Genomic DNA, 12762 nt, shown 5'->3' on the forward strand with positions numbered 1-12762 from the left:
CAAAGCCGGCCGCCACGTCGCAACGGCGAAGCGGCGGTCTCTTCAAATGGACCGCGCTGGCGCTGGCAGTTCCTTTACTCACTGCGTGCGAAGGTCCTCAGTCGGCCATCTCCCCCGCCGGACCGATGGCCCAGGGGGTCGCCAACGTCTGGTGGGCGATGTTCGGCTTCTTCACGCTGGTGCTGGTGGTGGTCAGCGCTATCTGGATCTATGCCATGTGGCGCACGCCGCGCCAAGTCAGCGACGAGGATGCGATCCGCATCAACCGACGCTGGGTGATCGGTGGAGGCATCGTGCTGCCTACCGTCAGCATCGTCCTGCTTTTGCTGTTCGGCATTCCCACCGGACGCAGCATGTTGCCCCTGCCGGTCGAGGGCGAGCAGCCCCTGCGTGTGGAGGTGACTGGCCACCAGTGGTGGTGGGAGGTGCGCTATCCCGACGACGGCGGCATCGTCACCGCCAACCAGCTGATCATTCCCGCCGGGCGGCTGATTGACGTGCACGTCACCAGCGCCGACGTCATCCATTCGTTCTGGGTGCCGCGCCTGGGCGGGAAGATCGACATGGTGCCAGGGCGCACCCACGTCATGCGCTATCAGGCGGACCAGCCTGGCGTGTTTCGCGGTCAATGCTCCGAGTTCTGCGGCACCCAGCACGCCAACATGGTGTTGCACGTCGAAGCGCTGGAGGAAGCCGACTTCGAACGCTGGCTCGCGGCGCGCCGGAATTTCAGCCCAGCCGCCCCCACCGGTGAAGCAGGCACGGTATTCGAAGCGCGCTGCGCCCTATGCCACAGCGTCGCGGGCGTCAGCGATGGAAACCGCGCGCCAGACCTGACCGACCTCGCCTCGCGCCCATACCTGGGCGCCGGCGTGATCGCAAACGACCATGAGGGTCTTCGCCGCTGGCTGCAGGACCACAAATCCCTGAAATCGGGTAACGCAATGCCTCTGCATGACGATATTCCCGGCGAGACCCTGGATGGCATCGCCGACTGGCTGGAGACGCTCGCACCATGAATAACGCTCCGGCAACCGATCCAGACCAGCTCCACGATCAGTTCAACGACGTCTGGGGCAATCCGCGCGGCTGGCGCGCACTGACCATCGTCAACCACACCTCCATCGGCCTGCGCTTTCTGGTGACCGGGGCGTTCTTCTTTCTGGTCGGCGGGCTGATGGCCATGCTGATCCGCACCCAGTTGGCGCTGCCCGGCTATGAACTCATGGAGCCGGACGTCTACAACCAGATCTTCACCATGCACGGCACGGTGATGATGTTCCTGTTCGCCGTGCCCATGATGGAAGGGCTTGCGGTCTATCTGATCCCGAAGATGATCGGCGCACGCGACCTGGTCTTCCCGCGGCTCTCGGCCCTTGGCTACTTCTGCTACCTGTTCGGTGGCCTGATCCTGCTCTCCAGTGTTTTCCTGGACCTGGCGCCGAAGGCCGGCTGGTTCATGTACACACCGCTGTCCAGCTCTGCCCACACGCCTGGGGTGAATTCCGATTTCTGGTTGCTCGGCATCACCTTCGTGGAGATTTCCGCCGTCTCGGCCGGGGTCGAGCTGGTGGTTTCGATCCTGCGTACCCGCACCAACGGCATGGCGCTGCACAAGATGCCGCTGTATGCCTGGTACATCCTGGTGATGGCCCTGATGATCGTCGTTGGCTTCCCACCGCTGATCCTGGGAAGCATTCTGCTCGAACTCGAGCGCGCCGCCGGCATGCCCTTCTTCGATGTCGCCCGCGGTGGCGATCCGATCCTATGGCAGCATCTTTTCTGGCTGTTCGGTCACCCCGAGGTGTACATCATCTTCCTGCCGGGTGCCGGCATCGTCTCGACCTTGCTGCCGGTGTTCTGCCAGCGCCCGCTGGTGGGTTATCGCTGGGTAGTGATGGGCGTCGTGACCACCGGCTTTCTCAGCTTCGGGCTCTGGGTCCACCACATGTTCACCGTCGGCATTCCGCAGTTGGCGCTGGGGTTCTTTTCGGCGGCCAGCATGCTCGTGGCGATACCCACCGGGGTGCAGATCTTCGCCTGGATCGCCACCCTATGGCTCGGCCGCCCGGTCTACAAGGTGCCGATGCTGTGGCTGGTAGGCTTTCTGATCGTCTTCGTCTGCGGTGGGCTGACCGGGGTGATGCTGGCGCTGGTGCCGTTCGACTGGCAGGTGCATGACACCCATTTTGTCGTCGCCCACATGCACTACGTGCTGGTCGGCGGCATGTTCTTCCCGCTGATGGCCGGACTGTATTACTGGCTACCGCATTTTTCCGGCCGAATGCCTTCGGCAAGACTCGGACGCTGGGGCTTCTGGCTGGTGTTCATTGGCTTCAACGTGACCTTCCTGGTGATGCACTGGACCGGGCTGCTCGGCATGCCGCGCCGTGTCTACACCTACGACACGGGCCTGGGCTGGGACATGCCGAACCTGGTGTCGTCGATAGGCAGCTTCATCATGGCTATCGGCATCGCCACCATCCTGCTGGATATCGTCCTGCATTTCCGCTTCGGCCAACCTGCGCCGAAAAACCCGTGGAACGCGGACACGCTGGAATGGGGCACCAGCCTGCCGCCCAGCGCCTACAACTTCGTCAGCCTGCCGGACATCACGGATCGTCATCCGCTGTGGAAGGACCCGGACCTGCCCGACAGCATCGCGCGGGGCGAGCACGCCCTCACGGTGATCGACCATGGCCGTCGGGAGACCTGGGGTTCGGACCCGCTGAGTGGCAAGGTCAGGGAAATCATTCACCTACCGGGGAACAGCTGGCTGCCTTTCATCGCATCGGTGTTTCTCGCGGTGCTCTGCCTGAGCTTGCTGACCAAGGTCTATATGCTCGCACTCGTAGCCTGCGCCGCAGCCATCGTGACGCTGCTGCGCTGGTCGTGGGAGAACGGCGCGCATCCGCTCGCCGCGCCGGACGCCCGCACCCAGCCGGGAGAGCCCCCGCTCCATTCGCGGACCTTCGACGGGCCGGGGCTGTGGGGCATGGGCGTGACGCTGCTGGCTGATGGCGCGCTTTACCTCTCGCTGATATTCGGCTGGTTCTATCTCTGGACCGTCTCGCCGGAATGGCAGGTGCCGGATACCACGCTCGACGGCTGGCTGATGGGCGCCAGCGCCGCCATGTTGACTGTGGGCTCACTCTGGATGCAGCGGATCGTGCACCGGATGCGGCAGGGCGACATTCACAACCTGCTCGGTAATCTGGCGCTGTCGGGCGGGCTTGCCTTCGTCCAGACTGGCGTACTGATCTGGGTACTGGTCAACGCAGGGCTGCATGTCACCGAAACCGCGCACGATGCGGTGGTCTTCGTGATGCTTTTCTACAGCATCATGCATTGCGCCCTGGCTGCCGTGCTCACCGCGCTTCAGGCCTGGCGCGTCGGCTACGGCTACGTGGGGGAGAAGGCGCCCTACGAACCGGTGGTGGTTCTGCAGCTTTGGTACTACAACCTGGCCGTGCTGTGGATCAGCTTCCTCGCGCTGGTCCTGTTCCCCGGCACCTGGGGAGGCGCCTGATGTCGAAATACGCCCGTACATCGCCTTACCACCCGATCCAGATTCCCCTGGGCTTCGTGCTCTGGAGCTGCTGGTTCGTCGCCATGTATGGCGGCCATGCCATAGCCTGCGAAATCAACCCACCCGACCCGACGCTGGGCCCCTGGAACTGGCTCAATGCGGTGCTGGGCCTGCTCACGCTGGTCACCCTGGCGATCCTGCTGGTGCAGGCGCGGCGCTTCTGGAAGCTGTCGCGCATGACCGACGAGCTCAACGAGCGGCAGATCTTCGTCACCAAAATCACCTCTGGGCTCCACCTGATCGCCGCACTGGCGACCCTCTACGTCGGCATCCCTCTGGTGCAATTGCCGCCATGCATATGAAATCGGTTTCGGCCCTGGCCCTGCTCGTCCTGGCCCGCCCCGCCGCCGCCCACGGCCTGTTCGATGCGCATTTCAGCGAGCGCCTGCCCCTGCTGCTCACCGCACTGCTGCTGGCCGGCGCCTGGCTGCTGTATCTGCTCGGTTCCCGTCGCGTGCCGCCACGACGCAGCGAAGCGGCGTGGTTCCACGGTGCGATGCTGATCTGTGCCTATGCGGTGTTCGGCCCGATAGACGACTGGGCCGAGACCAGCACCAGCCTGCACATGACTCAGCACATGCTGTTCATCGTGGTCATCGCCCCCATGTGGGCGCTGGCCAGACCATTGCCCCAGTGGCGTGGCGTCACCGGTCGCCTGGGTCAGCCGTTGTGGACGGCGATACTGCGCGCCGGGCGCTACCCCACCGCGCTGGCAATGCTGCACGGCGCGATCATCTGGATCTGGCACGCCCCCAAGCTCTACCTGTTGGCACTGGACAACCTTTGGTGGCATGCCTTCGAGCATGCCTGCTTTCTGTTCAGCGGCTGGCTGTTCTGGTGGTCAGTGCTGCGGGCCAATCCCAAGCAGGTACCCCAGGCGCTGATGGCCTTGCTGCTGACGCTGATGCACACCGGCCTGCTGGGCGCCCTGCTGACCTTCGGTACCTCGTCTTTCTATGGTGCGCACCGTGACGTGCAGGATCAGCAACTGGCCGGCCTGATCATGTGGGTGCCCGGTGGGCTGGTGTATCTGGGGGCCGGCGCCTGGATCGCCTGGCGCTGGCTCACGCGGATGTGGCGTCGTCAGCAGGAGCGGCCCGCTACCGACCACCACTTCTAAGCGGTCAGACCTTGTTACGCATGGCTGGCCGCAAGACTGTCCGGTTGCGGTCTAATGCGCCCCTGCCAGCACACCGGGCACCCCGGAAGGTAGCGGTTCAAGCCAAGCGTACGCGTTAACCGGCCTGCGGCACCTGCAGGCCCCTGTAAGAGGAAGCAACACCCATGACGGAATCCACTCCAAGCCGAACGGCGGATATCGCCGCCTGGATCGGCCTGTTCCTGGGGCCCCTGTGCCTGCTGCTGTGTATTCTGACCGAGCCACCGGCCGGCCTGTCGGACACGGCCTGGCTTACGGTCGGCCTGGCTGCGCTGATGGCGATCTGGTGGGCCACCGAAGCGCTACCGATCCCCGCGACTTCGCTGCTGCCGATCCTGCTGATCCCGCTGCTGGGGATCGACACCATGGCCAAGGCGACCGCGCCCTACGCCAACCCCACCATTTTCCTTTTTCTCGGCGGTTTCCTGCTGGGCCTGGCCATGCAGCGCTGGAACCTGCATAAACGCATCGCACTGGCGACCCTGCTCGCCGTCGGCAGCCAGCCGAGCAAGCAGATCGCCGGGTTCATGATCGCCACCGCATTCATCAGCATGTGGGTGAGCAACACCGCCACCAGCATCATGATGCTGCCGATCGGCCTGTCGGTGATCGGCCTGTTGGTATCCAACAGCGAACCGAAGGAGAGCGAGCGCTTCACGGTCGCGCTGCTGCTGGGTATCGCCTACGCCGCCAGCGTCGGCGGGGTCGCCACGCTGATCGGCACGCCGCCCAATGCGTTGCTGGCCGCGTTCCTGCGCGAGAACCATGACGTGCATATCGGCTTCGGCCAGTGGATGCTGCTCGGCGTGCCGGTAACGGTCGCCATGCTGACCTTCATCTGGTGGTGGCTGACGCGTGGCGGTTTCAAGCTCCACGGTGGCGACAGCCGCGGCCTGCTGGAAAAGGAAATGGCCGAGCTCGGCCCCATGTCCCGTGCGGAAAAGCTGGTCGCCGTGGTATTCGTGCTGGCGGCCCTCTCCTGGATCTTCCAGCCGATGCTGGCCGGCTACATCAGTGGCATCGACGACACCAGCATTGCCATGGCGGCCGCGCTGTCGCTGTTCCTGATCCCGGTCAACCGCCGCGAGCGGGTATTCCTGATGGATTGGGATACCGCGAACAAGGTGCCGTGGGGCGTGCTGCTGCTCTTTGGCGGTGGCTTGTCGCTGGCCGGTGTGATCGGCGCCTCGGGGCTGGCCCAGTGGATCGCGCAGAGCCTGCAGGGCATCGATGCCCTTCCGCTGATCCTGATGATCGGCCTGGTCACCCTGGTGATCACCTTCCTTACCGAGATCACTTCGAACACCGCCACCGCCGCAGCGTTCCTGCCTCTGCTCGGCGCACTGGCCGTGGCCCAGGGCCTGCCACCGGAAATGCTCGCGATTCCAGCCGCCATCGCGGCGAGCTGCGCCTTCATGATGCCGGTGGCAACACCGCCGAACGCCATCGTCTTCGGCACCGGGCAGATGAAGATCCAGTCGATGATCAAGGCCGGCTTTGCCATCAACCTGTTTGGCGTGGTGCTGGTCACCTGCCTGTGCTACCTGCTGATCGGGGTGATCTGGGGCGCGTGACGCGGCCTCGCCTCGGATGTGATCCACTCCCACGGGTACGGCACATCCCATCCTTGTGGGAGCGGCTACCGCTCACCGCCAGGCTCACTACGGACAGCCACGACCGCGGTCCCTGCAGCAGCTAAACGCGGCAATAACGCCCACAAAAAAGCCCGGCGCTTGGCCGGGCTTCTCGAGTCGCGAGGGCCTCAGGCCTTAACGCGCGACTTGTACTCACCGGTACGGGTGTCGATTTCGATCGAGTCGCCGATTTCGCAGAAGGCGGAAACCTGCAGCTCGGCACCGTTCTTCAGGCGGGCGGTCTTCATGACCTTGCCGGAAGTGTCGCCACGAACGGACGGCTCGGTGTAGACGATTTCACGAACGATGGTGGTCGGCAGTTCGACGGAGATCACCTTGTCGTTGTAGAACACCGCTTCGCAGACGTCGGTCATGCCGTCTTCGATGAAGGTCATGACGCCTTCGAGATCATCTTTCTCGATCTCGTATTGGTTGAACTCATCGTCCATGAACACGTAGAGCGGGTCGGCGAAGTAGGAATAGGTCACTTCCTTGCGCTCGAGGATAACCGGCTCGAGCTTGTCGTCGGCCTTGTACACGGTCTCGGTGGCAGAACCGTTGAGCAGGTTCTTCAGCTTCATCTTGACCACGGCACTGTTGCGGCCGGACTTGTTGAATTCGGCTTTCTGGATAACCCAGGGCGCGCCATTGATGATGGCCACCTGGCCGGCACGAAACTCTTGTGCGGTTTTCATACGAATATCCGATGGGATTAGAGACAAAAAACAGGCCGCGTATCATAGCCAATCTGTGTAAAAAAACACCAGCTTTGCGGCCAGATCACCGTTGCTGGTCTGAATCTGCGTCCATCGCTCGGCATGGTTCACCAGCTCGGCGTGGTGCTCGCGCATCTGGCGCCAAGCCTGTCCCGCGCCCTGCCCTGCGTTCCAGGCCTGCCAGAACGCCCAGAGCGCATCGCGAGCTGCAGTGGAGAGGCCATCGGCATACAGCTCGAAGAACGCCCGCAGCTTGTCCCAATGGGCGCCCTCTTCCTGCGGATAGATATGCCAGACCAGTGGCCGACCCGCCCATTGTGCGCGAATGAAGGACTCCTCGCCGCGTACCGCATTGAAATCGCAGCACCAGAGCAGACGGTCATACTCATCCTGGGTCATGAACGGGAGCACCGCGATCTGCAACGCTCCGCGCTGCCGTTGCGTGCCAGCCATCAGTTGGCCTTCGTTGAGCCAGCGCTCCACATCGGCCAGCACGCGACCAACCGGCACCAGAAGCAATGTCGGCTCCGACCCCTCGGCCAGCGCGTCGAGCCAGCCTGCCACCGCAGCGTTTTCGTAGGCGAACAGCGAAACGACCTGCGCCCCGTCCGGCACGGTGACACCCATCTGACCGAGAAAGGCTTCGCGCGAAGCGGCCCGCTGAAACGCCCGGCGCTCGTCGAGCAGACCAGTTTCACGTATCAAGCCGCCGGTTTCCGACTCGAAGCCCGGAAAGAAAAAGTACTTCTGCAGCCCGTTCGGCTGCAGCGATGGCAACGTATGGCAGCCCTTGATCCAGCCCTCTGCACTGAGGTATTCGAGGTTGAGCCAGAGGATCCGTCGTCCGCTATCAGACATCGCCTGGATGTAGGCCTGCGGCAGGTTGCAGGCAAACGCCTCGATGACCACATCGCCCGGCTCGGCACCGAGCCACTCGCGCGGCCAGTGCCGAACTTCGACGCCCGCGTGGACTTGGCTCTGTACATCCGCCCGCGCTCCCGGGCACAGCGCGACGAAGGTTTCCAGGTCATCGACCCACAGCCTCACCGCCTGACCGTGCTCGGCAACAAGCTGCCGCGCCAGGCGCCAAGTCACGCCGATGTCGCCATAGTTGTCCACCACGGCGCAGAAGATGTCCCATAGAGGTCTTGCAGCCACGAGAAGCTCCATTAGGCGAAAACGTTGATTGTCGCTCTATCCGAGGCAGGCACGGCAGCGCCGCGCATCGAGCGCAGGCAATTTTTGATAATAAGGAGAATCGAGAGAGCGAAGTGGCTGATCAGCCATTGACTGGAGCCTGTCATCGACAGGCCTGACGTTATGGAGGCGACCCTACCAGCCACACCCCGGCACACAATGTCACCGCTGCGGCTGCTTCCTTCCGGACCTGACCGGGTTCACGGCTGATCGTTGCGGGGGGACCGGCAGGGCCACCATAACGAAACCCGCCTGGCGGCGAGCCGCGCCATTGTACCGGCTTGCGAGCAAGTTACAACCTGCGCCGCCCATCAATTGCACCGACAAAATGCCACAGCCGCGCAATGTCCGCTGGCCGAAGCCCAATAGACCTTCACAGGTCGCTGGGACCGGCGCGACGCTTCTGGTAGATGAGATCGACGATCTCCCCTTCGGGCATGTAGCCACTCACCGCCTCGCGCAGCAGCAGGCGGACAGCGGGATAGTCGTCGTCCATCACCGCTTTGTGCAGCCTGCCCAAAAACTGTTTCAGGTCGTCCCAACTCATGCATTCCTCTGCCGCCCGCATGATCATCGGATGCTCGGTCGGACTGACGTTCTCGCCAATCAGCAGCTCTTCGTAGAGCTTTTCTCCTGGCCGTAACCCCGTATAGACAATTGGGATATCGCCCTGCGGATTCTTCTCGGAACGCACGCTGAGTCCCGACAGGTGGATGAGCTTCTGGGCCAACTTGGCAATACGGACCGGTTGCCCCATGTCCAGCACGAAGACATCTCCGCCCTCGCCCATCGAGCCTGCCTGAATGACCAGCTGTGCCGCTTCCGGAATAGTCATGAAATAGCGGGTAATGTTGGGATGCGTCACGGTCACCGGGCCACCGGCTCGAATCTGCTCGTGGAAGCGAGGAATGACTGAACCGGAGGACCCCAACACATTACCGAAGCGCACCATGGAAAACCGCGTCTTGTTCACGTGATGCACCGGGTCTGAGTCAAAGAGCACCGGAGCGGTCTCGCGCGCCAGGGCTTGCAGCACCATTTCAGCGACCCGCTTGGTGCTTCCCATGACATTGGTCGGCCGCACCGCCTTATCAGTCGATACCAGTACGAAATGGCTGACGCCTGAGCGGATGGCCGCCTGCACGGTATGGAGCGTACCGAACACGTTGTTGAGCACCCCCTCTGCGACATTGTGCTCAACCATCGGCACATGCTTGTAAGCGGCGGCGTGGTAGATGGTTTCCACCTCCCAGGTGCGCAACACGTCTTCCAGACGCTGGGGGTTGCGTATGGACCCCAAAATCGGCACCAGCCGAATGGGCTGCGACACCCGCTCCACGACTTCCTCCAGCTCCGTGTGAATGCGGTAGAGGTTGAATTCGCTGTGTTCGTAAAGCAGCAAGGTGCTGGGCTGGGTGGCAAGTATCTGGCGACAAAGCTCCGAGCCGATAGAACCTCCCGCGCCCGTCACCATGACCACACGGCCCTGTATGCATTTTTCGAACAGGGCCCGGTCTGGCGGGACCGCGTCTCGTCCAAGCAGGTCGGCGATGTCCACCTCTTGGATATCTTCAACCCGTACGGTGCCACTGGCCAGATCATGGAACGCCGGCACACTGCGCACATGTAGAGGGTATTGCTCCAGCGCTTCGAGTATTTCCCGCCTACGGCCGCGCGAAGTAGAAGGAACCGCCAGAAGAATCTCCTCGGCGCCAGTATCGTCGATCATCTGGCTGATATGAGCGGCGCTGTATACACGCAAACCGGCAATGACCCGATTGTCGATATTCGGATCATCATCGATAAACGCCACGGGCCGCATCGCACGACCAAGTCGCAGCGCGGCGACCAATTGGTTACCGGCGACACCCGCCCCGTATACCGCGACCTTGGTGAGCCCTGCATCCCGTCCTTGAAAATTGAGCGTGTGGTTGGAGGAGAACCAGTCCCCCATGAAGTACTGGCGCAGCACCAAGCGCAAGCCGCCAATCAGCACCAGGCTCAACCACCAGTAATTGAATACCATCGAACGGGGGATCAGCTTCGGCGCGTCCTGGTACCAGTACACCGCCAGCGACAGCGTCAGCGCCGAGAGGGTCACAGCCTTGGCGATGGCAATCAAGGCATCGTTGCCTAGGTAACGCATCACCGCCCGATACATGCCGAGCCGAATGAACAGAGGAACGGAAATCATCGGCGCCAGCAGGAACAGCCAGAGATGCCCCCCTAACGGCTCTATATCCTTGACCTCTCCCAGACGGACCGCAAACGCCAGCCAGAGTGCTACCCACACTAGCAGCACATCTACGACCACCTGAATGGCGCGCTTGGACCGACGGGGAAGGCTAACCAGTCGGCAACGCAGATTTTCAGCGACTCTTAACACCGGTCACCCTTGTTCCAATGAATTGTTACGACTGATGCGCCATCAGACCTTTGCCGAATAACAATGTCCGCAGCGCAACGTTGGAAAATATCTCCATACCAGCCCACCCGATTGTTACTCCACCGCCCCAGCCCTGAATCCTTTGGCGAGTAGCAGAAGCGGAATGTAAGCCACAGCAAGACCGAGGACCGCATCTAGATATCCCAGGGCTACGACCATGGCGATGGGGAGTAACCAGAACAGGTTGATCAGCCCGACTGCGAGACTCACCTGGCGATGGCTTCCATAACGGCGCGAGGCGTGCTGATAAGCATGGCTGCGATGCGCCTCAAAGACCCGGTCGCCGCGCAGCAGCCTGCCAGCCAGGGTGAAAGTCGCATCGGTCACGAATACCCCAAGCAGTATGATCCACCCCCACAGCAACGGCGGTGATACCCAGGCCGCTTGTAGCGAAAAGACGCCGAGCACTATCCCCAGAAATCCGCTTCCTGCATCACCCATGAAGATCTTTGCCGGCGGGAAATTCCACAGCAGAAATCCAGATACCGAAGCAGCCAGGAGCGCCGGCAATATGATCAGGTCAGGTTGCCCTACGCAGTGATAGAGCAACGCACCGCCCAGGCACACGGTGATCGCCTCGATGCTGGCGATGCCGTCTATGCCATCCATGAAATTGTAGAGATTGAGCAGCCAGACCAGAGCTATGACCGCCAGCGCTTGACCGAACCAGCCCAACTGGACGTCGATGCCAAACAAATTCAAGGCAGGTACACCACCCAGCCAGAACAATGCCCACGTCGCACAGAGAAAATGCCCCGCCAGACGCCAACGCGGGGAAACATGGGCGTGATCGTCCAGAAATCCCAACAAGGCCACCGCGCCGCCGGCTCCCGATAACGCCCAGACCAACGGCCAGCTGGCGAGGCCTTCGGCTGCCAGAAGCGGCAACGTCACGAGGAAGGTCACGACGATGGCAACACCGCCGCCACGCGGCGTCGGAAGGGTGTGAGAACTGCGGGCATTAGGTATGTCGAACAGACTTCGAGCCAGCGCGTAGCGGCGCACCAGACCGGTCAGCACCCAAGAGGCGAGCAAACACAGCAACGGTAGCCACCACAGACTCAAGATCGATGCTCCAGGTAGTCCGCCGCGGTCCTGGCGAGCGCCTGATTCATTAAGACCGGCGGCCTCCACCCCAGCAGAGTTTCATTTTTGGTGATATCCACTTGCAGAGAGCCGCACAGGCGCTGGACTATGGCTCCCCTGCCCAACACACGGGCAAATGCAGTCATCCAGCCAACTGGAATCGCCACCAGCCGCGCGCGACGCCCTAGCACGCCGGCCATTCTCTGCAGCAGCTCAGGAGTCGATACGTCCTCGCCATCGCTCACCAGAAAGATTTGATCGGCCGCAGCCGGATGGGCCAGGCATGTCGCCACCAGATCGGTCAGATTATCGAGCGCCACGAGGCTACGGCGATTCGCTACCGCCCCCAGGGGCAACGGAATACCCCGGCAAAGCCAGTTCATCATGCTTCGGAAATTCGCCTTTACGCCTGGGCCGTAGACCAGTACGGGACGAATGATCACCACATCCATTGCGCACTGGCGCGAAAGCGCCAGCAGGCCCTGCTCCGCCTCGAGCTTGGAAATGCCGTAGGGGTCGAGCGGCGCGGGCTCGTCGTCTGGCCGAAAGGGGCGATCCGGCAGGGTGAACTCGCCGTTGACCTTGACCGAGCTGATGAAAATAAAGCGGCGCGCACCCGACTCAGCCGCCCGACGCGCAAGGTCGAGCGTCGCAACGACATTCACGCGGCGAAAGGCCTGCAAAGGGTCCTGGCTACGCTCATCCATCACATGCACACGAGCCGCCGCATGCACCACCACGTCAATATTCGGCAATACGGCTTGCCAGTCCGGCGCGTTGCCGATATCTCCGACGGCATGATATTCGACCCCGTCCACAGGGACCGATACAGGACCGCGCGTCGCGGCGACAAGGTCATGCCCCTGACGTTTGAGCATGGTTACCAGTGCGGCCCCCACGAAACCAGATGCCCCGGTCACCAATACGCGCATGGC

10 protein-coding genes and 1 other RNA gene are annotated in these 12762 nt (G+C 62.4%); 5 read left to right on the forward strand and 6 right to left on the reverse strand.

The window, feature by feature from the left end; translation table 11 throughout:
• The first annotated feature begins 125 nt into the window (after positions 1 to 125).
• The 5 genes from coxB (at position 126) to G7026_RS17800 (ending at position 6322) form a co-directional block, all read left to right on the forward strand.
• Positions 126 to 1019: a cytochrome c oxidase subunit II gene (coxB, locus tag G7026_RS17780; RefSeq protein ID WP_181072247.1), complete on the forward strand. Its 894-nt coding sequence runs from the start codon at positions 126 to 128 to the stop codon at positions 1017 to 1019.
• Positions 1016 to 3529, forward strand: coding sequence for a cytochrome c oxidase subunit I (ctaD, locus tag G7026_RS17785; RefSeq protein WP_181072248.1), 2514 nt, complete (start codon positions 1016 to 1018; stop codon positions 3527 to 3529). Before coxB ends, ctaD begins: the two co-directional genes overlap by 4 nt.
• A complete protein-coding gene (locus G7026_RS17790) occupies positions 3529 to 3891 on the forward strand; it encodes a hypothetical protein (RefSeq protein ID WP_181072249.1) in 363 nt (120 codons plus the stop codon). Before ctaD ends, G7026_RS17790 begins: the two co-directional genes overlap by 1 nt.
• Entirely contained in the window at positions 3882 to 4709 is an 828-nt protein-coding gene (locus G7026_RS17795; protein WP_181072250.1) for a cytochrome c oxidase assembly protein, read from the forward strand. Before G7026_RS17790 ends, G7026_RS17795 begins: the two co-directional genes overlap by 10 nt.
• A gap of 164 nt (positions 4710 to 4873) precedes the next feature.
• Positions 4874 to 6322 carry an SLC13 family permease gene (locus G7026_RS17800; protein WP_181072251.1) on the forward strand — a complete coding sequence of 483 codons (1449 nt, stop codon included), beginning with the start codon at positions 4874 to 4876 and terminating at the stop codon, positions 6320 to 6322.
• A 188-nt stretch (positions 6323 to 6510) separates the two neighbouring features.
• Here the strand turns inward: G7026_RS17800 and efp are convergent, their stop codons facing one another.
• From efp to G7026_RS17830, 6 genes are all read right to left on the reverse strand, one after another.
• The gene (efp, locus tag G7026_RS17805; RefSeq protein WP_003280508.1) at positions 6511 to 7077 is read right to left on the reverse strand and encodes an elongation factor P; all 567 of its coding nucleotides are present in this window, start codon (positions 7075 to 7077) and stop codon (positions 6511 to 6513) included.
• Between the two features lie 42 nt (positions 7078 to 7119).
• Entirely contained in the window at positions 7120 to 8256 is a 1137-nt protein-coding gene (gene earP / locus G7026_RS17810) for an elongation factor P maturation arginine rhamnosyltransferase EarP (protein WP_181072252.1), read from the reverse strand.
• 172 nt (positions 8257 to 8428) lie between these two features.
• Positions 8429 to 8525: signal recognition particle sRNA small type (gene ffs / locus G7026_RS17815), an RNA gene on the reverse strand.
• 143 nt (positions 8526 to 8668) lie between these two features.
• Positions 8669 to 10681 carry a polysaccharide biosynthesis protein gene (locus tag G7026_RS17820; protein WP_181072253.1) on the reverse strand — a complete coding sequence of 671 codons (2013 nt, stop codon included), beginning with the start codon at positions 10679 to 10681 and terminating at the stop codon, positions 8669 to 8671.
• Positions 10682 to 10795: 114 nt separating this feature from the next.
• Positions 10796 to 11806 carry an MraY family glycosyltransferase gene (locus G7026_RS17825; RefSeq protein ID WP_181072254.1) on the reverse strand — a complete coding sequence of 337 codons (1011 nt, stop codon included), beginning with the start codon at positions 11804 to 11806 and terminating at the stop codon, positions 10796 to 10798.
• Positions 11803 to 12759: a UDP-glucose 4-epimerase family protein gene (locus G7026_RS17830; protein WP_181072255.1), complete on the reverse strand. Its 957-nt coding sequence runs from the start codon at positions 12757 to 12759 to the stop codon at positions 11803 to 11805. The genes G7026_RS17825 and G7026_RS17830 overlap by 4 nt, the downstream gene beginning before the upstream one ends.
• Positions 12760 to 12762: the final 3 nt, after the last annotated feature.

Origin of the sequence: Stutzerimonas azotifigens (genome assembly GCF_013522725.1) — a bacterium.
Classification (GTDB): Bacteria; Pseudomonadota; Gammaproteobacteria; order Pseudomonadales; family Pseudomonadaceae; genus Stutzerimonas; species Stutzerimonas azotifigens_A.